Genomic DNA, 26,590 nt, shown 5'->3' with positions numbered 1-26,590 from the left:
CAGCGGCCGTCAGCGGCTGCCGCCCGACGCGATACGCCCGGCCGCTTCGTCCATCCCGGCGCCGGCACCCGTGCCGCTGCCCACACCGCTGCCGACCAGTTCCTGATAGCGCACGTACGCGCACTGCGGGGACGCCTTCGCCGCGTACATCGCCGCATCCGCCTTGACGAGCAGTTCCTCGGCCGACGCACCGTCGGCCGGAAACTCGCTGACGCCGATGCTCGCGCCGACGGCCACGCGCCGGTCGCCGAACTCCAGTTCCTCGGCCATCACAAGCTGGATGCGCGACGCGACGTCGCCGATCACCGCCGGTGAGCGCACGTCCGCGATCAGCACGATGAATTCGTCGCCGCCGAGCCGCGCGACCATGTCGCCGGCGCGCAGCACGAGGCTCAGCCGCTTCGCGACCGCGACGAGCGCGCGGTCGCCGGCCGAATGCCCGTGCTGGTCGTTGATCTGCTTGAAGCGGTCGAGATCGACGAACATCACCGCGAGCCCTTCCTGCAGCGCGGCCGCGCGGCGGATCGCCGTATCGAGATGCTCCATGAACAGCAGGCGATTCGGCAGCGCCGTCAGCGCATCGTGGCCGGCGAGGTGCGCGAGCTCCAGCTGCTTCGCATGCAGCATCGCGACCTGCGTGCGGATCTCGACGCGCATGCTGTCGAAACAGCGCGCGAGCACGCCAATCTCGTCGGCGCGCCCGACCGGCAACCGCTCGGCGGCCGGATCGTCGAACACGTGCGTCGCGGCGCGCGCGAGCGTCTGCAGCGGCCGCGTGATCGCACGCGCGAACAGGATCGCGAGGATCACCGCCAGCACACTCGACACGAATACCATCCGCACGATCCGTTCGCCGAGCATGCCGGCCGGCGCCAGCACGTCCGCGAGCGGGCGCCCCATCCCGAGCACGACGACGCGGTTGCCTTCGTCGTGTCCGAACGGCGTGCGCACGAACGCGAACATCTGGCCCGGCGCCGCGGCGGGATCGGCAAGGCCATTGAGGGTCACGTTCGTGCGCGCGCCGTCGAACAGCGCGCGCGTGACGGCAAAGCGGTCCTGCATCAGCACGCGCCGGCCGCGATCGAAACCGAACGTCTGGGACGGATCGGGGTGCACGAGGAAATCGCCCCACTCGTTCGCGAGATACACCGCATAGTCGTCCGGCAGATCGCGTTCGAGCCGGTCGAACACGCGCGACAGCTCGACGTCGACGACGAGCGCGCCCACGGTCTGGCCGGTGGCGTCGACGACCGGCGTGCCCACGCGCAGGATCGGCAGCCCTTCGGCCGCGTGCGATCCCGTCTCGTGGTTGATCACGATCGGCGACAGGTAGATATGCCCGGGCGCCGTCGCGAGCGTGTCGAATACGTAGGAGAACTGTCCTTTTTCCTGAAACGCGCTGTCCGGCAGCACGACGATGCCGTGCGCATCGCGATCGACGCGAATGCGCTCGATCCCGAACTCCGCGCGCGCGATCAGGCGAACCTGCAGGTACTCCGGGTGGTTTCTCATGAAGCTGTAGAACACCTGCTCGAGCCGCGCGCGCGGCGCGGTGTCCCGGTTGTCGCCGCGCGCGACCGACGCGCACGACGGCAACTGCGCGAGCACGAGCGCATCGTCCGCGACGTCGGACAGCGCCGTGGTGAAGCGCTGCCCGAGCAGTTGCGTCGACATCAGCAGGCTGTGCTGCGCTTCCTGCACCAGCATCGTGCGGTTCGCACGATACGCGTAATAGCCGGTCGTACCGGACGCGATCACGCCGACGCAGGCGAACAGCACCGACAGTTTCGACGTGAGCCCGAGGCGGATCATTTTCCGAACCGCTCCGGACGGTCGCCCGACACGATGCGGCTCCACAGCGCTTCGCGCCGCTCGATGTCCTCGACGGGCTGAAGCCAGACGAGACGCCGGTGCCCGGCATCGAGGCCCGGCGGTGGTGCAAGCGTGTTCGCGAGGCCCTGGCGCTCGGTCAGCAGCGCGCCGATCTCCGGTTCGAGCATGTAGTTGATCCATGCCAGCGCAAGCTCCGGATGCGGCGCGCCGCGCGTGACGGCCCAGCAGTCGAGCCACGCGAGCGCGCCTTCGTCCGGGATCACGTAGCCGACGTCCGCGCCGGCACGCCGCAGCAGTTCGACCTGCTGCGTGCCGTAGTTGCCGAACATCAGCGCCGCGCGATGCTGGACGAACAGCGCGGTGGCTTCTTCAGGAAGCGTGTAATACGTGAGCAGGTTGCGGCGCAGGTCGATCAGCTTGTGCGCGACGGCGACCGTCTGCGCGGGCGACAGGCGAAACGGATCGGGGTAGCCGAGCGCCAGCGCCGTGAACGAAAAATTGTGCTGCGCGCTGTTGAAGTCGAGCACCTTGCCGCGGTAGCGCGGATTCCACAGCTCCCGCATCGAGCGCGGCGCGGCCGGAACCTGCTTGCGATCGTAGATCAGCCCCATCGACGAATACGTGAACGGAATCGCATACACGGCGCCCTGTTCCACGAGCCCGTCGATCGTCGCGAGCTGCTGGAAATTCGGCAACTGCCGACGCCGGTTCGGGATGCGCGACAGGTCGATCGGCGTGAGCAGACGATCGTGCGCATAGCGCTGGATCTCGGCCGTGTTCGCGGCCAGCACGTCGAATGGCGGCGGCGCCGCGCTGTGCATGCGCGTCCACAGCGCTTCGTCGGAATCGACGAACGTCACTTCGACCCGGACATGAAATTGCGCCTCGAACGCGCTGACGACATCGCTGTCCGCATAGCCGGGCCATGCAAGCACGCGCAGCACGTTGTCATTGACGGCTTCGGGAGAGGCGGCGAATACCGCGAACGCAGGGGCGAGTAAGCTCGCCGTCAGAATGATAAGCAGCCCACGCACGGCGTTCCGTACGCGCATACGTGCGCCGATTCCCCTGATCAATCGGACTTTGCGTAAATCGCCCGGCTGCATTCGACTGTCCTTTTTCGAGTCGATGCGATATCCCGCAACGAGACCATAAAACCTGCGGCCGCGCAATCGGAAGAAGCCGTATACGGCGGCTCGTGCGGGCGGACGTCGTAACGTCGCTACGCCGGCCCGCCGCCGTGCGAAGGAACGAACGTCAGCGCCACGCCTGCGTGAATTCCGCGATCACGCGCGACAGGTGCGCGCGCATCGCATCGCGTGCCGCGCCTGCATCGGCCGCCATGATCGCCGCGAAGATCCGCTGATGATCGTCCTGCGACGCCTCGCGCAGCGCGGTCGAGTGAAAATGCTCCTCGATCTTGTCCCACACCGGATCGCTGCGCGCGCAGTCCCACATCGCGGTGACCATGTGCAGCAGCACCGTGTTGCCGGTCGATTCCGCGATGCGCAGATGGAACTGGCGATCGGCCGCGTCGTACGCGGCCTTGTCGTGCATCTGCTCGCGCATCGTCGTCAGCGAGAAGAACAGCCGGTCGAGATCCGCATCCTTGCGCTCGGTCGCCGCGAGCGCTGCGACTTCCGCTTCGATCAGCCCGCGTGCGCGCAGCGTCTCGATCGGCCCCGGGCCGCGCGGCACCTCGAACGTCACCGGCCGCGCGGCATCGACCGCCGATACATAGATGCCCGAGCCGATCCGCACCTCGACGATCCCCTGCACCTCGAGCGCGATGATCGCCTCGCGCACCTGCGTGCGGCTCACGCCGAACTGGTCGGCCAGGCTGCGCTCCGACGGCAGCCGTGCGCCGGCCTCGAACGCGCCGGTGGCCACCATCGCGTGAATCTGCCGCGCAAGGCCGATATAGGAGCGGTCCGCGGCATCGGTATCGCGGCTGGCAGGCAGGCTGGAAAGATCGGTCATCGAAAGGCTCGCAACGGGCGGGCCGGCGCCGTCGCGGCACCGGATCGCCAAAATGGTACACCAATTCTAACTCGCCTTCGGAATGCCCTCGCGGCCGGCGACACGGATCGCCGCCGGAGGCGCCGCACCGGTCATCGCCGCCCGGTCAACTGGTAAACCACTATCCCGCACAACTGGCATACCAATCATAATCCCGTCAACGGAGACGGCCGGCATGCAGCCGCCCGTCAGCCCGATGCCACAACCGCCAGTCAGGAGCCGCTCCAGTGAAGATGTCTTTCCGTTGGTACGGCGAGTCCGATCCGGTCTCGCTGCAATACATCCGCCAGATCCCGGGCGTCACGCATATCGTGTCCGCGATCTACGACGAACCGGTGGGCGAAGTCTGGCCCGCGCACAAGATCGACGCGCTGAAGGCGACGATCGAGCGCGCCGGCCTGCGGTTCGAAGTCGTCGAATCGGTGCCCGTCCACGAGGACATCAAGCTCGGCAAGCCGGGCCGCGACCGCCTGATCGACCACTACCGTCAGACGATTCGCCATCTCGGCGCGGCCGGCGTGCGTGTCGTCTGCTACAACTTCATGCCCGTGTTCGACTGGACGCGCACCGATCTGTCGAAGACGCTCGACGACGGTTCGACCTGCCTCGCGTTCAGCACCGACGCGGTCGACCGGATCGATCCGGACGACGGGATCGCGCTGCCGGGCTGGGATTCGAGCTACCGGCCCGAACAGTTGAAGGCGCTGCTCGCCGAGTATCGCGACGTCGACGAAGCGGCGCTGTGGGCGAACCTCGAATACTTCCTGAAGGCGATCGTCCCCGTCGCCGAGGAAGCCGGCGTGAAGATGGCGATCCACCCCGACGATCCGCCGCGCCCGATCTTCGGACTGCCGCGCATCGTGAAGGACCGCGACGATCTCGCGCGGATCGTGCGCATCGTCGACTCGCCCGCGAACGGGCTGACGCTGTGCTCGGGCTCGCTCGGCGCGGGCCCGCAGAACGACGTCGAGGCGCTCGTGCGCGAATTCGGCGCGATGGGCCGCATCCACTTCGCGCACATCCGCAACGTGAAGGTCGACGCGAACGGCGACTTCGAGGAAACCGCGCACCTGTCGAGCTGCGGCTCGCTCGACATCGCCGCGATCGTCAAGGCGTACCACGACACCGGCTTCACCGGCTACGTGCGCCCCGACCACGGCCGCATGATCTGGGGCGAGACGGGCAAGCCCGGCTACGGCCTCTACGACCGCGCGCTCGGCGCGGTCTACCTGAACGGGCTGTGGGAAGCACTCGCGAAATTCGACCGCACGCCGTCGCACGCCGCACGATAACCCGCCCATCGAGGCGGCCGGCGCAGCGGATCGCCGGCCGCCCGTCACGACATTCCGCGCGGAGACACTCTATGCCACGCATCCGATGGGCCATGATCCTGATGTGCTTCCTGGCCAACGTCATCAACTTCATCGACCGCGCGAATCTCGCGATCGCCGCGCCCAGCATCCGCGCCGACCTCGGCCTCGATGCGGTCGGCATGGGGCTCGTGCTGAGCGCGTTCTTCTGGACCTACGCGTTCCTGCAACTGCCGGCCGGCTGGTTCATCGACAAGGTCGGCGTGCGCGTGAGCCTCGCGCTCGCGGTCGGCTGGTGGTCGGTGTTCACCGTCGCGACGGGCGCCGCGCGCGGCCTCGCGCAGCTCGTCGGCGTGCGGCTGATGCTCGGCGTCGGCGAAGCGGCCGCGATCCCGTCGTTCGCGAAGGTCGCGTTCAACTGGTTCCCGCGCAGCGAACGGGGGCTCGCGAGCAGCATCTTCGACAGCGGCTCGCGCGTCGGCTCCGCGCTGTCGCTGCCGCTCGTCGCGTGGCTGATCTCGATCGTCGGCTGGCGCGGGTCGTTCGCGATCACGGGCGGCATCGGCATCGTGTGGGCACTGGCGTGGTGGTTCGTCTACCGCGACCCGGAACGCTATCGCGCGATCGCGCCCGATGCCGTCGACGCGTTGCTCGCTCAGCGCGGCGCACCGATCGTTGCGGCCGCAACCGACGGCCCGAAGGTGTCGTGGCTCGACCTGTTCCGCTATCGCACCGTGTGGGGCATGATGATCGGCCTGTTCTGCCTGAACTTCGCGATCTACTTCTTCATCACGTGGTTCCCGAGCTACCTGCTGCAGTCGCGCGGCTTCTCGCTCGCGTCGCTCGGCACGTGGGGCATGCTGCCCGCCCTGCTCGCGATTCCGGGCGGCTGGCTCGGCGGCTACGTGTCGGACAGCCTGTTCCGGCGCGGCTGGAGCGCGACCGCCGCGCGCAAGACCTGCCTCGTGCTCGGGATGCTGCTGTCGTCGTCGATCGCGCTGTCGGCCTTCGTCGAAAACGTGTGGGCATGCCTCGGCCTGTTCGCGCTCGCCTATGCAAGCCTGTCGTTCGCGGGCGCCAACGTGTGGACGCTCGTCGGCGAAGTCGCACCGACTCCCGCGCACGTCGCGTCGCTCGGCGGCATCCAGAACTTCGCGGGCAATCTCGCGGGCATCTTCATCACGACGTTCACGGGCGCGATGCTGTCGATCACGAAGGGCTCGTTCGTCGTGCCGCTCGCGGTGGCCGGCGCGCTGTGCGTGGTCGGCGCGCTGTCGTACCTGTTCGTCGTCGGCAAGGTCGAGCCGTTGCCGCCGCTGCGGGGCCGTGCGAACCGGCAGAACGTCGAGCCGAGCGCGGCCTGACGAAGCCGTAAAGCGCGGCCGCCCCGCCTGCGCTTTCCTTTTCGGGCCGCGCATCGGACAATGAGCCGCGCCCGCCGGCGCGGCGGCCGCTCCGGCCCGCGCGCGGCGACGGCGCGCGCCCCACTCGCCGATGAAACGCTACGAAACCCTCGCCCACACGATCGCCGACGACATCCGCAACGGCAACCTCGCCGTCGGCACGCGTCTGCCGTCGCTGCGGCAGATCATCGCGCAGCACGGCGTGAGTCAGTCGACGGTGTTTCGCGCGTATTACCTGCTCGAACAGTGGGGGCTGATCCGCGCACGCGAGCGCTCGGGCTACTACGTCGCGCCGGGTGCGACGCCGCAAGCGGCCCCGGCGGCCCAACGCCGTGCCAGCCGCGCCGGCGCCACGCGCAAGGTCGACATCAGCAACCTCGTGTTCTCCGTCCTCGATGCGGCGACGCAACCCGGCATCGTGCCGCTCGGCTCCGCCTTCCCGGCGCCGCAACTGTTTCCGCTGCCGCGTCTCGCGAAATCGCTCGCGCAGGCCACGCGGCTCGTGAGCCCGTGGAGCACGGTCGTCGACCTGCCGCCCGGCAACGAGGCGCTGCGCCAGCAGATCGCGCGGCGCTACCTCGCCACCGGCATCGCGCAGTCGATCGACGAGATCGTCGTCACGAACGGCGCGCTCGAAGCGCTGAACCTGTGCCTGATGGCCGTCACGCGCCCCGGCGACGTCGTGGCCGTCGAGGCGCCCGGCTTCTATGCGGCGCTCCAGGCGATCGAACGGCTCGACCTGCGCGCGGTCGAGATTCCCGTCGATCCGCGCACGGGCCTCGATCTCGACGCACTCGCGAACGCGCTCGACCGGCACAAGATCCGCGCGTGCTGGTTCATGACCAACTTCCAGAACCCGACCGGCGTCACGCTGACCGCCGACAAGAAGCGCAGGCTCGTCGAACTGCTCGCCGCGCACGACGTGCCGCTGATCGAGGACGACGTGTACGGCGAGCTGCATTTCGGCCCCGACTATCCGCTGCCCGCGCGCGCATTCGATCGCCAGGGCCTCGTGATGCACTGCAGTTCGTTCTCGAAGACGCTCGCGCCCGGCTACCGGATCGGCTGGACCGCCGCCGGTCGCTTCGCGGAAAAAGTGCAGCGGCTCAAGCTGATGACGACGCTGTCTGCCAGCATTCCCGCGCAGGCCGGGATCGCGAACTATCTCGAGCACGGCGGCTACGACCGGCACTTGCGCAAGCTGCGCGGCGCACTGCACGCGCAGCTCGACCGGATGGACGACGCACTTCGGCGCTGGCTGCCGGCCGGCGTCGAATGGGTGCGGCCCGAGGGCGGCTACTTTCTGTGGCTCGCGTTTCCCGACGCGATCGACGCGATGGAGCTGCATCGCCAGGCGATCGCGCGCGGCATCAGCTTCGCGCCGGGGCCGCTGTTTTCGGCTGCGCACAGCTTCGAGCGCTGCGTGCGCGTGAACTTCGGCCATCCGTGGAGCCGCGACATCGAGCGTGCGATCCGCGTGCTCGGCGAGCTCGTCGCGCAGCCTTCGGTCCGCAAGGGCGGTTGAATCGCGCGGTACCCACGGTGCACCGCCCGCGGCACGGCCATGCATGCAATCCGCACGCGGGTTACAGTGCTGATCCCGCCGCCTTGCACGATTTCCGATGAGTCGACTGCCCTACCTCGATCACGACGCGCTGTTGAAACTGGCGGCTGAAGCCGCGCACATCACGCAGCCGTGCACCTGCACGAAAACGCCGCTCGCCGGCTGGACGACGCTGCCGCTGTCGCTGCAGGACGCACAACTGATCGAAGTCGCCACGCTCGCGCCGCCCGACGATGCGGAGCCGACCTACGCCGAACATCATCCGGCCGGCACGCACTACGCATCGGACGATGCGCCGATCGCGCTGCGCCATTTCCCGTACAACCGCTGCACCGTCAACCGCTGCCGCGCGTGCGGCCGCCTGTTCCTGCGCTATCAGGAAGCCGGCGGCTACTTCGTCGACCAGCGCATCCGCGCGCTCGATCCGGCGCTCGTCGTCGACGCCGACGGCGCATAAGCCGGTAAACGAAACGGGCGGCCCGCAGGCCGCCCGAACGATAAACCGCAACCGGCCGCGCGCGCCGCGAAGCGCGCGCCTGCGTTCAGCGCGCCGCCACCGGCTTGCCGAACGCGCCGAGAATCTTCTTCTCGAGCGCGATGTAGTCGCGGCCGAAGTGGTGATCGCCCTGCGTCTTGATCACGTCGGCGCCCGTGTTCGCGAGTGCCGGACACATCGTGTCCTTCTCTTCCGCGCCGTAGAAACACTGCACGAGCTGCGGCGGCACCTTCGCGATTTCCGGCGCGACCTTCAGCGCCTTGTCGCTCGCGGGCATGCCGAGCCAGCCCGTCACGCGGATCTGGAAATCGGCCGACGGTGCGAAGCCGAGCAGCGACATCACGGCGACCTTGTCGCGCAGGTCGGCCGGCAGCCGGTTGTACGCGAACGGCATCACGTCCGCGCCGAACGAGTAGCCGACCAGCGCCACGCGGTTCGCGTGCCAGCGCGCCGTGTAGGTCCGCATCACGCGCGCGAGATCGCGGCTCACCTGCGCCGGCGGCTTCTCGCTCCAGAAGTAGCGCAGGCTGTCGATGCCGACCACCGACACGCCGTCGCGTTGCAGCGCCTCGGCGATCGTCTTGTCGAGATCGCGCCAGCCGCCGTCACCCGAGATCACGATCGCGAGCCGGTCGCTGCCGCCCTTGGCCGGCAGTTCGACGAGCGGCAAGTCCGACACGTCGAGCTCGTCGCCGCCGCTGGTGTCCCGCAGATGGGACGAGACGAGCGACACGAGCTTCGCGGAATCGCCCGTCGCGGCCGTTTCGACGAATCCCGGCATCGCGCGGCGCACGATCGTCGGATCGGGCGGGCACGGCTTGAAGCGCGGATCGAGTTTGGCGGCCGGATCGACCGATACGACGCCGGCGATCGTGTTCTCCGGCGCCATCGCCAGAATCTGCTTCGCGATCGCGCCGCCCTGGCCCACGCCCGCGACGATCGGCGTGAAATACCGCGACGATTGCGCGAGGCGTTCGAGCTGGTGGCTGACCGCCTCGGCGTCGCCGTCGAGGTGGTGGCAGGTCTCCTGCTTCGCGGCAAGATTCGCCGCATAGCGCTCCGAATCGACGCCGACCGTCATCGCACCGGCCTTCGCGAGCGCATCGGCGGCCTGCTGGTCGGCCGCATTCCAGCCGGCCTCGCGCGAGAACAGCACGACGAAGCCGCGCAGCGGCCCGGCAGGTTTGGTCACGGTCACGGGCCCGTAACGGCCGCCCGACACGGTTTCGGCCTTCACGGCGGCCGGTTGCGCGGCGCACGCGGCGCCGGCCAGCATCATTCCCGCGCAGGCGGCTGCCGCCCGCGCGATTCCCTTCTTCAACATCATGAACGCCGACCTCCCGCCAGCAATGACAGATCCGCAAGCGTGACGAACACGCCGACCGTGCCCGAGGCCGCGAGATAACGCGGCTCCCAGTGCGGTTCGAACTTGCTCTTGAAAGCGCGCAAGCCGCGGAAGTTGTAGAAGCGGCCGCCGAAGCGCCAGACCATCAGGCCGATCCGGTGCAACGGCGACGGCATCTTCGCCGCCCCCATCCCCGAGAACGGCGCGATGCCCAGGCTCAGCTTGCGGAAGCCCGCCTCCTTCAGATGCAGCGCGAGCTGCGTAAACAGATATTCCATCGCGTACGGCGACGCTTCCGGCAGATGGCGCATCACGCCGACCGTCGCCTCGGTGTTCAGGTCGGTCGTCATGAACGTGACGAATGCGATCGGCTTGTCGGCCTGCCGCACGAGCATCACCGACTGCGTCGCGAGATAGCCGTCGTGGAACGCGGCCACCGAGAAACTCTTCTCGCGCGCGTCGCGGCTGTCGAGCCAGCCGTCGGAGATGTCGCGCAGCGACGGCAGCGCGGCCGGCACGTCGCTCGGCGCGATCACCTCGACCGTCAGCGCGTCCTTGTCGCCGCGGCGCAGCGCATAGCGCAGGTGCGAGCGGTTCGAGCCCTTCAGGTCGAACTCGTCGAGCGCGATATGCGCTTCCTCGCCGAGCTTCATCAGCGTGAGCCCCGCGTCGAGATACAGCGGCAGCGCATTCGCACGCACCTGATAGAACGCCGCGCGGCCGCTGTGCGCGTGCGCGAGCGCGATGAACTTGCTGATCAGCGCCGGCCATTCTTCCCGCGGCCCGACCGGGTCGTGCAGCGCGGCCCAGGTGCGGCCGTTCTTCGCATACATCAGGAACGCCCGGCGGGACTCCGAGAAAAGAAACGACTTGTCGCCCATCAGCGCGAGGCCCGCGTCGCTGCACTCCTGCGCGCGAATGATCCGCTCGGCGTCGAGCAGATCCTGCTGCACGGGCTTCACGAACCGGCCGGGCGCGGGGCGCAGCAGTTGCCACAGCGCGAACAGCGCGACGAACACGCCGGCGGCGAGCGTCGCGCGCAGCGCACGCGGCGCACGCGCGTCGAACGAGAAATGCGACCACAGCTCGCGCGTGTACGGCACGTCGCGGAACGCGAAGAACAGCACCCACACGGCCAGCATCAGCACCATCGCCACCGACACGAACCAGCTCACCGTGAAGCGCTCGGCGAACAGCGACGAGTGGCGATTGAAGCGGCGGCGGCTGACGAGCAGCAGCACCAGCAGCGTGCCGAGCACGCCGGCCTCGACGAACGCGAGGCCCTTCGCCAGCGACAGCGCGAGGCTCGCGAGCGTCAGCGCGAACGTCATCCACCATGCGCCGTCGAGGCGGCGCAGCAGCCCGCGCGCGACGAACAGCAGCGCGACGCCGAGCACGCTGGCGATCACCTGCGAGCCTTCGAGCACCCACAACGGCACGATGTGGCGCAGGATCGCGATCCGGTGCCAGAACGCGGGGGTCGCGCTCGAGATCACCAGCATCCCGCCGACCGCGAACGTTACGAGGCTCAGGAACACCGGTGCGAGCTGCGACACGCGCACGGCCTGACGCGTGACGAGCCGGCGCCGCAGCGCGCGGCCTTCGAAACCGGCCAGCAGGCCGGCCGACAGTACGAGCGGCACGCCGAAATAAATCGCGCGATACGCGATCAGCGCGGCGACCATCGCATGCGGCGGCACTTCGCGACCGAGCGTGAAGACCATCGCGGCTTCGAACACGCCGATCCCGCCCGGCGTATGGCCGATCATCCCGAGCAGCAACGCGGCGGCGTAAACGGTGATGAAGGTCGGAAAGCCGACCGGCGCGGCCGGCAGCAGCACCCACAGCGTCAGGCCCGCGGCAACGACGTCGAGGACCGCATAAACGACCTGCGCGACGAGATCGCGCCGCGCCGGCACGTCGAACGACAGCCACTTGAAGCGCGTGACGACCGGGCGCGCGGTGTTGCCGCACATCGCCGCCATCGCGGCCAGCACCACGAGCAGCGCCGCGCCGGCCCACGTCAGCACGCCGGGCGCGACGTGCAGCATCGCGGCGAGCGCCTCCGGCACGCAGACCATGCCGACCGCCGTCATCAACACCATCGCGAGCGCCAGCGTGCCGCTCGTAAACACCGTCATCCGGCCGATCTGCGCGGGCGTGACGCCCGACACGCCGTACACGCGTGCGCGCACCGCGCCGCCCGTCAGCGCGCCGAAGCCGGTCGCGTTACCGAGCGCGGACCCGGCGATCGCGCCGATCCACAATGCGACGCGCGGCACCTTCGCGGCGACGTAGCGCAGGCCGACCGCGTCGCGGGCGACGAGTGCGAGATAGCTGAGGGCGGTCGCGGCCAGCGACGCGCCCCACTCGCCGACGGACATGTGACGTAGCTGGCGGATCACCGACCGGTAGTCGACGGATTCCGACAGATGCTGGAAAACCACGATCAGCAGCAGGCCGATGCCGAGCGCGAGCAGCGGCGACAGCACGCGCTCGTTGCGGATCAGCGCCCGGGCACGGGCGATCACCGCCGCGGCACGGCCGGGCGAACCAGAGTGGCGGGAAGACATAAGTTGTTCAGTGGTGGTGCATATCGAGTCGCGGCGCGAGGTGATCGGGCGGCGACGTATCGGGTTTGTTCTGCGTGGGCGGTCGGCCCAGGACGGGGGCAAGCGACGCCTGGATCAGAACTTACGAGTATACGGAACTTATATTACAAAATCTTTCACGTTCGCTTTGTGCGGATTTGTGGTGTCTCGCACATCAAAATCGCATAAAAAATACAGCGTCCCACGAACGCAAGGTGCGCATCATACCGGGAACCGGACGGGTTTTTTCATCGGATGAATGACTTGTGATGCATTTTGGAGAAATCTGCCGGACGGGCCCGCGCGGACAAGGATAAATACATAAGCTCGCAGGGCTTTTTGGGGATGGGGACAGGTGACCTGGCGACGCGTGGCCCTCCTCTTGCGACGTAGCCGACGGCAGCCGTGCGTCGTTCTGCCCCGCAATCGGAATCCTTGTCGTTAAAACTGCGCAGTCGGTTGAAAGCAGAACGTAACCCATGCCGCCGGGAATCCCGACGGCTGGTAGACACTGAATCCCCCCGCGCGCGCATCACTTCGCCCGCTCATGCTCCCCCAACCCGATCGCCTTGTAGTCGTAGGTGGGATAGAACTCCGTCCGGTACGCGCCCCACGCCGTATCCTCGAGCACGCGATTGACCTCGCGCAGCCGCGATGCCGGCAGCCGCAGCACGACGATCTGGCCGATCCCCATCGTCACGGTCCAGCTCACGACTTCGACGCCCGGCGGCGGAAACGCCTTGTAAAAGCCCTGCTTCGCGAGTTGCGCATTCAGTTCGGCGAGCGGGCGTGACTGGTCGTGTTTGAGGAATACCGTCAGCAGTACGGCATTGTCGGGCGTCGCGGCAACCGACCCGGTCGGCACGGTCGACGTCTGGCCGACGGCCGGCGCGCTACAGATCGCGGCACCGGCCAGCATCGCGGCAACGGCAACGGTTCGAATCGGAAAATGCGGGAATACCGTCATGACGCGACTCCATGGCTTCGTGGCTGGAGCCGCCATCATGCGCCGACGGGAAAATCGCTGCAGCCGGCCGCCGGCCGATGCCATCACGCCGCGTCCGCGCCTTCCCGCTCGCGCAGCACGTCGATGAACGCGCGCAGCTTGGCCGGCACGTGCTTGCGATTGACGTAGTAAAGCCACATCGGCGGCAGCGTCCGGCACACGCCCGGCAGCACCTCGACGAGCGTCGCGTCGCGCAAGTCCTGCTCGATCCGCTCGCGCATGAACGCGAACGCGATGCCGACACCCGCGCGCGCCGCATCGATCACCGCGTCGGCGTCGTTCGTCACGAACACGCCTTCCGGATCGAGATCGACGTCGCGCTGCCCGTCGCGCAACAGCCATTTGTGCAGTCGCCCGCTCTCCGAGAACCGGAACCGGATGCACGCGTGCCGTTCGAGCCCGGCGATCGACGTCGGCTCGCCGTACCGCGCCAGATAATCGGGCGACGCAACCAGCGCACACGTCAACGCCGGCGCGATCCGCACGCCGATCATCCCCGGCTGCAGTCGGTCGGCCAGGCGAATCCCCGCATCGAACCCGTCCTTCGCGATATCGACCAGTTCGTTCTCGTAGTGAATCTCGAGCCGCACTTTCGGATAGCGCTCGCGGAACGTGGCGAGCACCGGCGCGATCACGAGCGAGCGCGCCAGCGGCAGCGCGGTCACGCGCAATACCCCGCTCGGCTCGCTGCGCACGTCCTTCAGTTCGTCGCGCGCCCGCACGACCTCCCGGTACGCCGGCTCCGTCTGCCGCCAGTAGCGCTGCCCGGCTTCCGTCAGGCTCACGCCGCGCGTGCTGCGGTTGAACAGCTTTACGTTCAGCTCGCCCTCGAGTTGCCCGATCGCGAGGCTGACGGCTGCCGGCGTCAGGCCCAGCGCGGCGGCGGCGCGCGTGAAGTTGCCGGCCGTGGCGACGGTCATGAACACGTGGAGTCCGGCCATCGGATCGCGTCTGCTCATCATTAAAAAAACTTGAAATGCCTTCGAGCGGAAGATGGATTCTCCCATATACCGGGACAGCCTAAACTGGTGCCGTCATCTCACCGGAGCCCCGCATGAATCCGCTCACCGCCGCGCTGCCGCTCGCAGCCGCCCGCCGCACGATCGACGCGGCACTGGCGCATGCCGCGTCGCTGCAGGTCGCCGGCCTCGCGATCGCGATCGTCGATGCAGGCGCGAACCTGCTCGCGTTCGCGCGCACCGACGAATGCTTTCTCGGCGCAATCGATCTCGCCCAGCGCAAGGCGCTGACGGCGATCCGCTTCCGTGCATCGACCGCCGCGCTCGGCGCGATGTCGGGCGCAGGTCCGCTGCGCGGCATCGAGCACAGTCATGGCGGGCTCGTCACGTTCGGCGGCGGCGAACCGCTCGTCGACGGCGACGGGCGCTGCGTCGGCGCGATCGGCATCTCGGGCGGCAGCGTCGACGAAGACACCGCGATCGCGCAGCACTGCCGCGACCGCTTTCAGGCAACGTTCCACTCCACAAGGTAAGCACATGGCACAGAAACGCATCCTCATCACCGGCGCGGGCACCGGCTTTGGCCGCGAAGTCGCGCTGCGGCTCGCCGAACGCGGTCACGACGTGACGGCCGGCGTACGCGTCCCCGCCGAAATCGACGCGCTGACGGCCGCCGCCGCGCAGCGCGGCACCGCACTGCGCGCGCTCAAGCTCGACGTCACGTCGGCCCACGACCGCGCCCGCGCGGCCGATCTCGACATCGACGTGCTCGTGAACAACGCGGGCGTCGGCGAAGCCGGCGCGCTGGTCGACCTGCCGGTCGAGATCGTCCGCGAGCTGTTCGACGTCAACGTGTTCGGGCCGCTCGAACTCACGCAGCAAGTCGCGCGCGGGATGCTCGCGCGCCGGCACGGCAAGATCGTGTTCGTGTCGTCGATCGCGGGGTTGATCACCGGGCCGTTCACCGGCGCCTATTGCGCGTCGAAGCACGCGATCGAATCGGTGGCCGAAGCAATGCACGCGGAACTCGCACCGCACGGCATCCGCGTCGCGGTCGTGAACCCCGGTCCGTACCGCACGGGCTTCAACGACCGGATGATGGAAACGACGCGGCGCTGGCACGATCCGGCCGTGCATACCGTGACGCCCGAGCGGCTGACGTTCCCGCTCGAGCAGCACGACCCGGAGGAAATGATCGCGAAGATGGTCGACGTGATCGACGGCGACGGCGGCGCGTTCCGCAACCTGCTGCCGGCCTCGTCGGAAGCGTTCGTGCGTGCCGAACAGGCACGGGCGTGGGAGCGGCAGCAGTAACGGGCCGGCGAAGCGGCGGGCAGCGCGCCGCCGCTCGCCCGCTCAGTACACGTCGCGCACGTAGCGCCGTGCGCTGGCAAGCCGCGCGACGTAGTCGTTCGCGGCTTCGTTCGACATCCCGCCGTGTTCGGCGACCACCGCCTTCAGCGCCGTATCGACGTCCTTGGCCATCCTCGCGGCGTCGCCGCACACGTAGAAATGCGCGCCTTCCTCCAGCCATGCGTACAGCTCGGCGCCGTGCTCGCGCATCCGGTCCTGCACGTAGATCTTGTCGGCCTGGTCGCGCGAGAACGCGAGATCGAGCCGCGTCAGGAAGCCGCTGTCGTGCATCGCGCGCAGCTCGTCGCCGTAGTAGAAGTCGGTCCGGGCATGCTGCTCGCCGAAGAACAGCCAGTTGCGCCCGCGCGCGCCGCGCGCCTGCCGCTCGTGCAGGAAGCCGCGGAACGGCGCGATGCCGGTGCCGGGGCCGACCATCACGATCGGCACGTCGCCGTTCACCGGCGGCCGGAAATGCGCGGACTTCTGCACGAACACCGGCACGCGGCCGTCGTCCGCGCGATCGGCGAGAAACGTCGACGCGACGCCTTTGCGCGCACGCCGGCCGTTGTGATAGCGCACGGCCGATACGGTCAGGTGAATCTCGCCCGGATGCGCGCTCGGGCTCGACGCGATCGAATAGAGGCGCGGCTGCATGCGCTTGAGCATGCCGACCAGCTCCGCGCCGGACAGCTCGACCGGAAATTCGTGCAGCACGTCCGCGAGCTGCTGACCCCACAGCCATTGCTTCAGGTCGCCCTTGCGATCGTCGCCGAGCAGCGACTTCAGCGCCCCGTTCGCGCTGCGCGACGCGATGAAAGCGAGCGTATCCGGATGCGGGCGCGTGATGTCGAAGTAACGCGCGAGCGCATCGCCTAGGCGCATGTCGCCGACGCCCGCGATCGATACCGGCGCATCGGCCTTCAGCGCGGTGACCGACAGCAGTTCGTCGACCAGCTCCGGGCAGTTGGTCGGCCACACGCCGAGCGCGTCGCCGGTTTCGTATTCGAGGTTCGCGCCTTCGGTCGACAGCGACACGTAGCGCGTATCCTTCGCCGCACCCGGACGGTTGAGCCGCAGGTTCGCGACGAGCTTCGACGGCGCCGGATGCGCCTTCGTCGGCAGCAGCCCCGACGGGCTCGTCCCGCCGGACGGCACCGCGTGCAGCGTGGCATCGGCGTCCTTGATCCGCGCGACGACGCGTTCGAGCCAGCGGTCGGCATCGTGCTGGAATTCGACGTCGCAATCGACGCGTGCGAACAGCCGCGCCGCGCCGAGTTCCGCGAGCCGTGCGTCGAGCCGGCGGCCGTGGCCGCAGAACGCGTCGTAGTTGCGATCGCCGAACGCGAGCACCGCGAAGTGCACGCCGTCGAGGCGCGCGGCGCTGCCGGCCTGCAGCGCGTCCCAGAACGCGCGGCCGTTGTCGGGCGCATCGCCGTCGCCGAACGTGCTCGTCATCAGCAGTACGTATTGGGCGCCGGCGAGCGACGCGACCGGATAATCGGACATGCACGCGGTGCGGATCTCGAAGCCCGCGTTCATCAGCTGCGTCGCGTAATCCTCGGTCAACGATTCGATGTTGCCGGTCTGCGACGCCCACAGCAGCACGACCTTCGGCCGCGCGCGCACGATCCGCACCGCGCCGGCATCGGCCGCCAGCGCGGGCGCGGCGCCACCCGGCACACTCGCGGGCAGCGAGCGGCTGAACAGCCCCGCGAGCATCCCGTCGAGCCAGACTCGCACCGGCGGCGTCAACGGCGCGGCGGCCGGCAGCACGGGCACGCCGCCTTCGCGCCGGCCGGCACTCGCCTTCAGCCCGCTGACGAGGCCCGCCACGTACAGCCGTTCGGTGTCGGTCAACGGCGGCGGCGCGAGGTCGGCCACGCCGAGCGCAGCCGCGAAAGTGTCGATGTCTGCCATGTCGGATTCCTGTGAAGCAGCGGCCTGCACCGTCGCGGGCGCTGCCCGCGCGCCGTCGGCGCGTGCGTCGGGCTGCGCCGTTTCTGCGTCGGCGCGCGCGAACGCATCCGTGTCGACGCGCCGCAGCGCGACCGCGCAGTATTTCAGCTCGGGTTGCTGCGATTCGGGATCGATCGCGTCGTTCGTCACCGCGTTGATGCACAGGTCGTCGCCGTACACGTCGTTCCAGTGCATCGGCGCGAAGCAGTTGCCGCGCCGCACGCGCTCGGTCACGACGGCCGGCAGCACCGCGCGGCCGCGCGCCGAGCGGATCTCGACGCTGTCTTTCGCGGCGATGCCGAGCGCGCCCGCGTCGTCCGGATGCAGTTCGACGAACGGGCGCGGGTTGAGCTTGTTCAGCATCGCGACCTTGCCCGTCTTCGTCATCGTGTGCCATTGATGCTGCAGGCGCCCGGTATTCAACACGATCGGAAACGTGTCGTCGGGCAGCTCGGCCGGATCGACGTGCGGCCGCGCGAAGAAGCGCGCCTTGCCCGACGGCGTCGGGAACGCGATGCGCGGCGCGTCGTTGCCGGCGGCGGCCGGGCGCAGCGTCTGGCTCACGCCGTCGTTCAGGTAGCGGATCGGGTGCCGGTCGCGCGCGGCGCCCGGCGCGACCGGCCACTGCACCGGGCCGTCGCGCAGCGCCGCATGGCTCGCGCCGCGCAGGTCGTAGCCGGTCGCCGGATTCGAGAAGCGGACGATCTCGTCGAACACGTCGGCGGCCGACGCGTAGTCGAACGCGTCGCCGAAACCCATCGCGCGCGCGACTTCCGCGACGATGCGCCAGTCGGGCAGCGCGTCGCCGGGCGGCGCGACCGCCGCGCGCATCAGCGTCATGTTGCGCTCGGAGTTGATCATCACGCCGTCGCCTTCGGCCCATAGTGCGCCCGGCAGCAGGATGTCCGCGTAGCGGTTGGTCTCGGTATCGAGGAACGCATCCTGCGCGATCACGAGCTGCGCGGCCTGCAGCCCGGCGATCACGTTCTGCCGGTTCGGCACGGTGGCGACCGGGTTCGTGCAGATGATCCAGCATGCCTTGATGTCGCCGGCCGCCATCCGCGCGAACAGGTCGACCGTGCCGTGCCCGGTCTCGTGGCGCAGCGTGCCGGCCGGCACGCGCCACAGGGTCTCGACGAACCGGCGGTCGTCGTCGGAGGCCACCGAGCGCTGGCCCGGCAGCCCGGCGCCCATGTAGCCCATCTCGCGCCCGCCCATCGCGTTCGGCTGGCCGGTCAGCGAGAACGGCCCGCTGCCCGGGCGGCAGATCTTGCCGGTCGCAAGGTGCAGGTTGCAGATCGCGTTGGTGTTCCACACGCCGTGCGTGCTCTGGTTGAGCCCCATCGTCCAGCAGCTCGTCCACGCCTGCGCGTCGCCGATCCACTGCGCGGCCGTGCGCAGGTCGTCTTCCGCGAGCCCCGTGATCGCCGCGACGCGCTCGGGCGTGTAATCGGCGAGGAACGCGGGCATCGCGTCCCAGCCTTCGGTGTACGCGTCGATGAACGCGGGATCGGTGCGGCCGTTCGCGTGCAGCAGGTGCAGCAGTCCGTTGGTCAGCGCGAGATCGGTGCCCGGCCGGATCTGCAGGAACAGGTCGGCCTTGTCGGCCGTGCCGGTGCGGCGCGGATCGACGACGATCAGTTTCGCGCCCGCCTTCACGCGATCCATCATCCGCAGGAACAGGATCGGGTGGCAGTCGGCCATGTTCGCGCCGATCACGAAGAACAGGTTCGCGCGATCGAAATCCTGGTACGACCCGGGCGGGCCGTCCGCGCCGAGCGACTGCTTGTAGCCGGTGCTCGCGCTCGCCATGCACAGACGCGAGTTCGACTCGATGTTGTTGGTGCCGACGAAGCCCTTCGCGAGCTTGTTGACGAGGTATTGCGCCTCGATCGACATCTGCCCCGACACGTAGAACGACAACGCGTCGGGGCCGTGCGCGTCGAGCACCGCGCGCAGCCGGCGCGCGGTCTCGGCGATCGCGTCGCGCGCCGGCAGCGGCACGAGGTCGTCCTCGCGCGCGCGGCGCACGAATGCACGGTCGAGCCGCCCGGAGCGGCGCAGCGCGACGTGCGCCGACGCGCCCTTCGTGCACAGCCGCCCGAAGTTGGCCGGATGCTCGGCGTCGCCGGATACCTTGACGACCTCGCCATCCTCGACGTGCAGCACCACCCCGCAGCCGACGCCGCAGTACGGGCACACGCTCTTCACGGGAGTGGCGCTCATGCGTGCTCCGTGACGATCAGGCCGCGACCCACACGAAGCCGTCCTCGACCCGCGACGGATACGCACTCACCGACTGCTCGGGCGCTTCCAGGCATTCGCCGGTGCGCAGGTCGAAGTGCTGCTTGTACAGCGGCGACGCGACCACGACGCGCTCGCCGAGGCTGCCGATCAGCCCGCGCGACATTACGGCCGCCCGCGACACAGGATCGACGTTGTCGATCGCGAACACGCCGCCTTCCTCGGGATGGGCGACGTGAAACACCGCGACCTGCTCGCCGTTGACGAGTGCACACACGCCGGTGTTCGGCACGATGTCGTCGAGCGCGCACACGCGGGTCCAGGACAGCGGAAGACGATCGTTCATGACGGGCTCCTTGAAAAAGACGCGGGTATCGGTCAGGGTCAAACGGTTGCGGGTTCGGTTGCTGTGTGCGTCGCGCCGGCAGCGACGACCGGAATCGGCACGGGCTTGCCGCCCGCGCGCTCGCCGGGTGTCGCGGGCCGGATCTGGCCGCGCGTCTCGACGAATTCGATGGTCGTGTCCGGCGCGTCGCTGTTCACGAAGTGGCGGAAGCGCTTGCGCGTGTCGGGATCGGTCACGGCGCGCTTCCATTCGCACTCGTAGGTGTCGACCACGTGCTGCATGTCGGCTTCGAGTTCGGCGCCGATCCCGAGCCTGTCGTGCACGACGACGTCGATCAGGTAATCGAGGCCGCCTTCGAGGTTGTCACGCCACACGCTGGTGCGTTGCAGCCGGTCGGCGGTGCGCACGTAGAACATCAGGAAACGGTCGATGTAGCGCACCAGCGTGGCGAGGTCGAGATCGGACGCGAGCAGTTCCGCGTGGCGCGGCTTCATCCCGCCGTTGCCGCACACGTAGAGGTTCCAGCCGTTCTCGGTCGCGATGATGCCGACGTCCTTGCCCTGCGCTTCCGCGCACTCGCGCGTGCAGCCGGACACGCCGAACTTGATCTTGTGCGGCGCGCGCAGGCCCTTGTAGCGGTTCTCGAGGTCGATCGCGAGGCCGACCGAATCGCCGACGCCGTAGCGGCACCACGTCGACCCGACGCACGACTTCACCGTGCGCAGCGCCTTGCCGTACGCGTGTCCCGATTCGAAGCCGGCCGCGATCAGTTCTTCCCAGATCGACGGAAGCTGCTCGACGCGCGCGCCGAACAGGTCGACGCGCTGGCCGCCGGTGATCTTCGTATAAAGCCCGTATTTCTTCGCGACCTGGCCCACCGCGATCAGCCCTTCCGGCGTGACTTCGCCGCCCGGCATGCGCGGCACGACCGAATACGTGCCGTCGCGCTGGATGTTCGCGAGGTAGTAGTCGTTCGAGTCCTGCAACCCCGCGTGCTCCTTCTTCAGCACGAATTCGTTGAAGCACGACGCGAGGATGCCCGCCACCGCCGGCTTGCAGACGTCGCAGCCGAGGCCGCGGCCATGCTTCGCGAGCAGTTCGTCGAACGTCGTGATGCGCTCGACGCGGATCAGGTGGAACAGCTCCTGGCGCGAATGCGGAAAGTGCTCGCAGATATGGTTGTTCACCGCGAGGCCCTGCTTCTTCATCTCGGCCTTCATGATCTGCGTGACGAGCGGCACGCAGCCGCCGCACGACGTACCCGCGCCCGTGCACGCCTTCAGCGCGCCGACGCTCGTCGCGCCTTCCGCGACCGCCGTGCAGATCTGCGACTTCGACACGTTGTTGCACGAGCAGATCTGCGCGGCCGCAGGCAGCGCGTCGACGCCGATCGCCGGCTTCGCCGCGCCGTCCGACGACGGCAGGATCAGGAATTCCGGCGACTCGGGCAGCTCGATGCGGTTCAGCATCATCTGCAGCAGCGTGCCGTACTCGGCTGCGTCGCCGACCATCACCGCGCCGTGCAGGAACTTGCCGCAGTCGGACACCACGAGCTTCTTGTAGACCTGGCGGCGCTCGTCCGCGTACTGGTAGACCCGGCTGCCGGCCGTCGTGCCGTGCGCGTCGCCGATGCTCGCGACGTCCACGCCCATCAGTTTCAGCTTCGTGCTCAGGTCGGCGCCGGCGAATACGGCCGCGTCGCCGGTCTCGCCGCGCAGTTGCTTCGCGACCACGCGCGCCATGTCGTAGCCCGGCGCCACCAGCCCGTACACCATCCCGTTCCAGGCCGCGCACTCGCCGATCGCGTAGATGTCGGCATCGCTCGTGCGACACGCGTCGTCGATCGCGACGCCACCGCGCGGGCCGATGTCGAGCCCGCACGCGCGCGCCAGTTCGTCGCGGGCGCGGATGCCGGCCGAGAAGACGATCATGTCGGCGTCGAGGTGCGTGCCGTCGGCGAACCTCATCCGGTGCGTGCCTGCGTCGCCGTCGACGATCTCCAGCGTGTTCCTGCCCGTATGCACGGTCACGCCGAGCGCCTCGATCTTCGCGCGCAGCATGCGGCCGCCGCCGTCGTCGACCTGCACGGCCATCAGCCGCGGCGCGAATTCGACGACGTGCGCGTCGAGCCCCATGTCGCGCAGCGCCTTCGCGCATTCGAGGCCGAGCAGCCCGCCGCCGACCACCACGCCGCGCTTCGCGTGCGCGCCGCACGCCTGCATCGCTTCGAGATCCTCGATCGTCCGGTACACGAAGCAGCCGGCGCGATCGTGGCCCGGCATCGGCGGCACGAACGGGCGCGAGCCCGTCGCGAGCACCAGCTTGTCGTACGCGAGCGTTTCGCCCGACGCGAGCGTGACCGTATGCGCGGCGCGGTCGATCGACGCGACCCGCGCGTTCAGGCGCAGATCGAACTGCGGATGGCGCTCGAAGAAGCCGGGTTCCACGAGCGACAGGTCGTCCGCCGACTTGCCCGCGAAGAATTCGGACAGATGCACGCGATCGTAGGCCGGGCGCGGCTCCTCGCCGAGCACGGTGACCTGCAGCGCGCCGGCGGTGCCGGCCTCGGCCGCGACGCATTCGAGGAGCTTGTGCCCGACCATCCCGTGGCCGATGACGATGAGTTTCATGATGACGTTTCCTTCGGTCGGTCAGTTCGCGGCGCTGCCGGCAGCCAGCGCGCGCTCGCGCAGTTCGGCTTCGCGCGCCTTGTGTGCTTCGCTGAAGCGCACGGCCATCGCGCACAGCGCGGTCGTGGTGACGGCCAGGCCGAGCAGGCTCAGCGTGTGCTGCACGTCGCCGACGCCTTTCAGCAGGAAGCTCGCCGCCACCGCGCCGACGTTGCCGCCCGCGCCGACGATCCCCGCGACGCCGCCGAGCGCCTTGCGGTCGATGAACGGCACCAGCGCGTAGGTCGCGCCGCAGGCCATGTGCGTGAACAGCCCGAACGCGAGCATCGCGACGAGCGCGATGCCGACGCTTTGCGCATGCGAGAACCAGATCAGCCCGAGCCCTTCGCCGACGATCAGCGCACACAGCAGCGCCGCCCGCGCGTCGAGGCTGCGACGCGCGGCGATCCTGTCGGACAGCCAGCCGCCGAGCGCGCGGGCGAACAGCGCGAGCAGCCCGAACAGGCCGACCGCGAACCCGGCGTCCTTCAGCGACAGGCTGAAGTGATCGACGTAGTACAGCGCGGCGATGTTGTGGATGAACACCTCGACGCCGAAGCACGCGCCGTACGTGACGAACAGCATCCACACGCGATAGTTGCCGCACGCGGCGAAGAAGCTCGCCCAGCCGCCCTTCTTGCCGCTGTCGACCGTCACGCCTGCCTTGCGCAGCGTGACGAAGTCGCCTTGCGGGCAATCCTGCGTGAAGCGCCAGTACGCCCATGCCATCACGAGCATCGCGGCGCCCGGCACGACCAGCGCGACGCGCCACGACGAGTCCTCGCCGAAGCCGAGCATCAGGCCGGCGGCGACGAGCAGCGGCATCAGCGCCTGCGTCGCGCCGGCCCCCGCGTTGCCCCAGCCGGCCGTCGTCGCGTTCGCGGTGCCGACCACGTTCGGCGCGAACATCACCGACGTGTGGTACTGCGTGATCACGAAGCCCGCGCCGATCGCGCCGATGCCGAGCCGGCAGATCAGGAACGACAGGTAGTCGTGCGTGAACGACACCGCGAACACGGGAATCGCGCCGAGCAGCAGCAGGCCGACGTACACGCGGCGCGGGCCGAAGCGGTCGCACAGCGGGCCGACCAGCAGCCGCACGGCGATCGTCGCGGCCACCGCGGCGATGTTGATGTTCGCGACCTGCGCCGCGGTGAGATGGAATTCGCGTGCGATCAGCGGCATCAGCGGCGCGCACGCGAACCACGCGAAGAAGCACACGAAGAACGCCATCCACGTCAGGTGGAACGCGCGCATCGGCGCGGTGCGGAGGCTGAAGAGATCGATACGGGTAGCTTTGTCGGTCATGTCATCCGCCAAACGAAAAACGGCGTCCTGCGCACCCGGTCTCGTCGAGACCCGATGCGTAGGACGCCGTTGCCCATGAAGCCCGTTGCCGGGCGCGTCTAGTAATCGGTACTGCGGACGAATCGCCATTGATTCGCCCGAAGCACGTTACGCAAACGCCGTGCCATGTCGTCGCGAATCGGGCTCGCAGCCCCACCATGCAAGGCTTGCGGCGCGACGCGCAGCGCGCGGCGCCAGGGCCGCGCACGATGCGTCGCGATGCAGCGAGGCACAGAGGTGGTGCGCCGCAGCACTATCGCCGTGCGACATCGCGGTGCGCATGAGCGGGGCACGACGCATGCCGATGCGGGCTTGCGGCCGCCCGCGCACGGCGGCCGCATAAGCGCATGCGCCCCTTGCGGCGCGATGCCTGCCGTTTCCGCGGTGCGAGCACGACGCGCCATTCCGGTTGGCCCGGATATTGCTGAATCCGATGCATGACACCGGCAACGGCGCCGGTGGGCAGTCCCCGCAAACCATGTCCGTCGTTCAGACGGGCCGATCAGGACAACGGTGTCCCCACCCGTGCGCGGCACGGCCGGATACCGGTGCGTTTCGACCGCCCGCCGCCGCCCGCAACGACACCCATGCGACCGCCGAGTGCAGGCGGCACAGGAACACGACATGACGACAGGCAAAGTCACGCTGCTGGGCGCCGGCCCCGGCGATCCCGATCTCCTCACATTGAAGGCCGTGAAGGCGCTGGCTACCGCCGACGTGCTGCTGCTCGACGACCTCGTCGCGCCCGGCATCGTCGAACTCGCGCCGCAGGCGCGCGTGATCCGCGTCGGCAAGCGCGGCGGCTGCCGCTCCACGCCGCAGGCATTCATCGAGAAGCTGATGCGCCGCTACGCGCTGCGCGGCGCGCACGTGGTGCGCGTGAAAGGCGGCGACGCACTGCTGTTCGGTCGCGCGGGCGAAGAACTCGCGACGCTGCGCGCCGCCGCGGTTCCGGTGGAGATCGTCAACGGCATCTCGTCGGGATTTGCGGCCGCCGCGAGCCTCGGCATCTCGCTCACGCACCGCGCGCATTGCCACGGCGTCACGTTCGTCACCGCGCACCGTCAGGACCACGGCGAACCCGACTGGGCGCGTCTCGCGGCGACCGGCACCACGCTCGCGATCTACATGGGGATGAGCCGCGTCGACAGTATCGCGGCGGGCCTGCTCGCCGCGCTGCCGCCGACGACGCCGGCCGCGGCCGTGCAATGGGCCGGCACACCCGACGAACGCCGCTGGACCGGCACGCTCGGCGATCTCGCACGCGGCATCGACGCGGCACGGCTCGGCAGCCCGGCCGTGATCCTCGTCGGCGGCGCGATCGGCGAAGCGGCCGTGCAACCCGTGCCGGAAGCGGGCGCGGCGATCGAACCGGCGATGTCGCAGGCCGCGTAGCATGCGCGACACCACGCGGCACCGGCCGCCCACCGATCATCGACGCAGCGGCACCGGCCGTCGGGCCGCCGCGCCCGGCGCCGCGACGACGCCCGCGCGGGGCCGTCGCGCGGCACCCGCGCATCCCGCCACGATTTCGCCGCCGCCGTTCGCATCATGAGCACGTCTGCTTCTTCCACCCGCCTGCGCGTGCTGCTCGTCACCGACACCGACAAGCCGATCGGCGAACTCGGCGACGCGCTCGCGCACCTCGGCTACGAGATGCTGAACGACGTCGCGACGCCCGCGCGCCTGCCGGCCGCCGTCGAGGAGCAACGCCCCGACGTCGTGATCATCGATACCGATTCGCCGTCGCGCGACACGCTTGAGCAGCTCGCGGTGATGCACGCGACCGCGCCGCGCCCCGTGCTGATGTTCAGCCACGATGCGGACCAGTCACTGATCCGCGCGGCGGTCGGCGCGGGCGTCAGCGCGTATCTCGTCGAAGGCTTGTCGGCCGAGCGCCTCGCGCCGATTCTCGAAGTCGCGCTCGCCCGCTTCTCGCACGACGACGCGCTGCGCCGCCGGCTGGCCGACGTCGAGCGCGAACTCGAGGAGCGCAAGCTGATCGACCGCGCGAAGCGGATGCTGATGGACCAGCGCAGGCTGTCCGAACACGACGCGTATGCGGCGCTGCGCAAGCGTGCGATGGATCAAGGCCTGCGCATCGTCGACGTCGCGCGGAAACTGCTCGACGCGCCACCCCAATCATGAA

Annotated in this window: 19 protein-coding genes; 8 read left to right on the top strand and 11 right to left on the bottom strand. The window is 69.1% G+C overall.

The window, feature by feature from the left end; translation table 11 throughout:
* Positions 1 to 9: 9 nt before the first annotated feature.
* The 3 genes from HWX08_RS03295 to HWX08_RS03285 form a co-directional block, all read right to left on the bottom strand.
* Entirely contained in the window at positions 10 to 1,812 is a 1,803-nt protein-coding gene (locus tag HWX08_RS03295) for a GGDEF domain-containing protein (protein WP_174919320.1), read from the bottom strand.
* Positions 1,809 to 2,939, bottom strand: coding sequence for an ABC transporter substrate-binding protein (locus HWX08_RS03290; protein WP_174919319.1), 1,131 nt, complete (start codon positions 2,937 to 2,939; stop codon positions 1,809 to 1,811). Before HWX08_RS03290 ends, HWX08_RS03295 begins: the two co-directional genes overlap by 4 nt.
* Before the next feature lie 151 nt (positions 2,940 to 3,090).
* Positions 3,091 to 3,813, bottom strand: a complete 723-nt coding sequence (locus HWX08_RS03285; RefSeq protein ID WP_069261159.1) for a FadR/GntR family transcriptional regulator — start codon at positions 3,811 to 3,813, stop codon at positions 3,091 to 3,093.
* Positions 3,814 to 4,079: 266 nt separating this feature from the next.
* Here HWX08_RS03285 and uxuA point away from each other — a divergent pair, with 266 nt between their 5' ends.
* The 4 genes from uxuA (at position 4,080) to HWX08_RS03265 (ending at position 8,586) form a co-directional block, all read left to right on the top strand.
* Positions 4,080 to 5,144: a mannonate dehydratase gene (gene uxuA / locus HWX08_RS03280; RefSeq protein ID WP_174919318.1), complete on the top strand. Its 1,065-nt coding sequence runs from the start codon at positions 4,080 to 4,082 to the stop codon at positions 5,142 to 5,144.
* Positions 5,145 to 5,215: 71 nt separating this feature from the next.
* Entirely contained in the window at positions 5,216 to 6,526 is a 1,311-nt protein-coding gene (locus HWX08_RS03275) for an MFS transporter (RefSeq protein ID WP_174919317.1), read from the top strand.
* A gap of 130 nt (positions 6,527 to 6,656) precedes the next feature.
* Entirely contained in the window at positions 6,657 to 8,090 is a 1,434-nt protein-coding gene (locus HWX08_RS03270) for an aminotransferase-like domain-containing protein (protein ID WP_174919316.1), read from the top strand.
* A 97-nt stretch (positions 8,091 to 8,187) separates the two neighbouring features.
* Entirely contained in the window at positions 8,188 to 8,586 is a 399-nt protein-coding gene (locus HWX08_RS03265) for a hypothetical protein (protein ID WP_174919315.1), read from the top strand.
* An 85-nt stretch (positions 8,587 to 8,671) separates the two neighbouring features.
* On the opposite strand, the gene HWX08_RS03260 is transcribed toward HWX08_RS03265, so the two are convergent.
* From HWX08_RS03260 to HWX08_RS03245, 4 genes are all read right to left on the bottom strand, one after another.
* Positions 8,672 to 9,952: a virulence factor family protein gene (locus HWX08_RS03260; RefSeq protein WP_174919314.1), complete on the bottom strand. Its 1,281-nt coding sequence runs from the start codon at positions 9,950 to 9,952 to the stop codon at positions 8,672 to 8,674.
* On the bottom strand, positions 9,949 to 12,543 hold the full coding sequence (gene mprF / locus HWX08_RS03255; protein ID WP_174919313.1) for a bifunctional lysylphosphatidylglycerol flippase/synthetase MprF: 2,595 nt from the start codon (positions 12,541 to 12,543) through the stop codon (positions 9,949 to 9,951). The genes HWX08_RS03260 and mprF overlap by 4 nt, the downstream gene beginning before the upstream one ends.
* A 550-nt stretch (positions 12,544 to 13,093) precedes the next feature.
* Positions 13,094 to 13,528 (bottom strand): hypothetical protein, encoded by a 435-nt coding sequence (locus tag HWX08_RS03250; protein ID WP_174919312.1) that lies wholly within the window; start codon positions 13,526 to 13,528, stop codon positions 13,094 to 13,096.
* Positions 13,529 to 13,611: 83 nt separating this feature from the next.
* Positions 13,612 to 14,526, bottom strand: coding sequence for a LysR substrate-binding domain-containing protein (locus HWX08_RS03245; protein ID WP_174919490.1), 915 nt, complete (start codon positions 14,524 to 14,526; stop codon positions 13,612 to 13,614).
* A gap of 95 nt (positions 14,527 to 14,621) precedes the next feature.
* Between HWX08_RS03245 and HWX08_RS03240 the strand changes: the two genes are divergently transcribed.
* Complete coding sequence (locus tag HWX08_RS03240) at positions 14,622 to 15,059, top strand: GlcG/HbpS family heme-binding protein (RefSeq protein ID WP_069260116.1); 438 nt, start codon at positions 14,622 to 14,624, stop codon at positions 15,057 to 15,059.
* A 4-nt stretch (positions 15,060 to 15,063) separates the two neighbouring features.
* Positions 15,064 to 15,840: an SDR family oxidoreductase gene (locus HWX08_RS03235; RefSeq protein ID WP_069260117.1), complete on the top strand. Its 777-nt coding sequence runs from the start codon at positions 15,064 to 15,066 to the stop codon at positions 15,838 to 15,840.
* Between the two features lie 42 nt (positions 15,841 to 15,882).
* Here HWX08_RS03235 and HWX08_RS03230 read toward each other — a convergent pair whose 3' ends face one another.
* Genes HWX08_RS03230 through HWX08_RS03215 form a run of 4 tightly spaced genes read right to left on the bottom strand, consistent with a single transcriptional unit; the run spans position 15,883 to position 24,402 of the window.
* Positions 15,883 to 20,061 (bottom strand): bifunctional nitrate reductase/sulfite reductase flavoprotein subunit alpha, encoded by a 4,179-nt coding sequence (locus tag HWX08_RS03230; RefSeq protein WP_174919311.1) that lies wholly within the window; start codon positions 20,059 to 20,061, stop codon positions 15,883 to 15,885.
* Between the two features lie 16 nt (positions 20,062 to 20,077).
* Complete coding sequence (gene nirD, locus HWX08_RS03225) at positions 20,078 to 20,425, bottom strand: nitrite reductase small subunit NirD (protein WP_069260119.1); 348 nt, start codon at positions 20,423 to 20,425, stop codon at positions 20,078 to 20,080.
* A gap of 38 nt (positions 20,426 to 20,463) precedes the next feature.
* On the bottom strand, positions 20,464 to 23,055 hold the full coding sequence (gene nirB / locus HWX08_RS03220; RefSeq protein ID WP_174919310.1) for a nitrite reductase large subunit NirB: 2,592 nt from the start codon (positions 23,053 to 23,055) through the stop codon (positions 20,464 to 20,466).
* Between the two features lie 21 nt (positions 23,056 to 23,076).
* A complete protein-coding gene (locus HWX08_RS03215) occupies positions 23,077 to 24,402 on the bottom strand; it encodes an MFS transporter (protein ID WP_174919309.1) in 1,326 nt (441 codons plus the stop codon).
* A 663-nt stretch (positions 24,403 to 25,065) separates the two neighbouring features.
* On the opposite strand from HWX08_RS03215, the gene cobA reads away from it, so the two are divergent.
* The gene (gene cobA / locus HWX08_RS03210; protein WP_174919308.1) at positions 25,066 to 25,836 is read left to right on the top strand and encodes a uroporphyrinogen-III C-methyltransferase; all 771 of its coding nucleotides are present in this window, start codon (positions 25,066 to 25,068) and stop codon (positions 25,834 to 25,836) included.
* Between the two features lie 156 nt (positions 25,837 to 25,992).
* Positions 25,993 to 26,589, top strand: a complete 597-nt coding sequence (locus tag HWX08_RS03205; RefSeq protein ID WP_069260122.1) for an ANTAR domain-containing response regulator — start codon at positions 25,993 to 25,995, stop codon at positions 26,587 to 26,589.
* The last annotated feature ends 1 nt before the right edge of the window (position 26,590 follow it).

The organism is Burkholderia metallica (assembly GCF_902832845.1).
Taxonomy (GTDB): domain Bacteria; phylum Pseudomonadota; class Gammaproteobacteria; order Burkholderiales; family Burkholderiaceae; genus Burkholderia; species Burkholderia metallica.
This window is presented reverse-complemented; position numbering and strand designations above follow the sequence as displayed.

Bases quoted from the DNA above. Each gene is read 5' to 3' on its own strand.
- HWX08_RS03295 (WP_174919320.1), bottom strand. From the start codon at position 1,812: ATGATCCGCCTCGGGCTCACGTCGAAACTGTCGGTGCTGTTCGCCTGC.
- HWX08_RS03290 (WP_174919319.1), bottom strand. From the start codon at position 2,939: ATGCAGCCGGGCGATTTACGCAAAGTCCGATTGATCAGGGGAATCGGC.
- HWX08_RS03285 (WP_069261159.1), bottom strand. From the start codon at position 3,813: ATGACCGATCTTTCCAGCCTGCCTGCCAGCCGCGATACCGATGCCGCG.
- HWX08_RS03275 (WP_174919317.1), top strand. From the start codon at position 5,216: ATGCCACGCATCCGATGGGCCATGATCCTGATGTGCTTCCTGGCCAAC.
- HWX08_RS03270 (WP_174919316.1), top strand. From the start codon at position 6,657: ATGAAACGCTACGAAACCCTCGCCCACACGATCGCCGACGACATCCGC.
- HWX08_RS03265 (WP_174919315.1), top strand. From the start codon at position 8,188: ATGAGTCGACTGCCCTACCTCGATCACGACGCGCTGTTGAAACTGGCG.
- HWX08_RS03260 (WP_174919314.1), bottom strand. From the start codon at position 9,952: ATGATGTTGAAGAAGGGAATCGCGCGGGCGGCAGCCGCCTGCGCGGGA.
- mprF (WP_174919313.1), bottom strand. From the start codon at position 12,543: ATGTCTTCCCGCCACTCTGGTTCGCCCGGCCGTGCCGCGGCGGTGATC.
- HWX08_RS03250 (WP_174919312.1), bottom strand. From the start codon at position 13,528: ATGACGGTATTCCCGCATTTTCCGATTCGAACCGTTGCCGTTGCCGCG.
- HWX08_RS03245 (WP_174919490.1), bottom strand. From the start codon at position 14,526: ATGAGCAGACGCGATCCGATGGCCGGACTCCACGTGTTCATGACCGTC.
- HWX08_RS03240 (WP_069260116.1), top strand. From the start codon at position 14,622: ATGAATCCGCTCACCGCCGCGCTGCCGCTCGCAGCCGCCCGCCGCACG.
- HWX08_RS03235 (WP_069260117.1), top strand. From the start codon at position 15,064: ATGGCACAGAAACGCATCCTCATCACCGGCGCGGGCACCGGCTTTGGC.
- HWX08_RS03230 (WP_174919311.1), bottom strand. From the start codon at position 20,061: ATGAGCGCCACTCCCGTGAAGAGCGTGTGCCCGTACTGCGGCGTCGGC.
- nirD (WP_069260119.1), bottom strand. From the start codon at position 20,425: ATGAACGATCGTCTTCCGCTGTCCTGGACCCGCGTGTGCGCGCTCGAC.
- nirB (WP_174919310.1), bottom strand. From the start codon at position 23,055: ATGAAACTCATCGTCATCGGCCACGGGATGGTCGGGCACAAGCTCCTC.
- HWX08_RS03215 (WP_174919309.1), bottom strand. From the start codon at position 24,402: ATGACCGACAAAGCTACCCGTATCGATCTCTTCAGCCTCCGCACCGCG.
- cobA (WP_174919308.1), top strand. From the start codon at position 25,066: ATGACGACAGGCAAAGTCACGCTGCTGGGCGCCGGCCCCGGCGATCCC.
- HWX08_RS03205 (WP_069260122.1), top strand. From the start codon at position 25,993: ATGAGCACGTCTGCTTCTTCCACCCGCCTGCGCGTGCTGCTCGTCACC.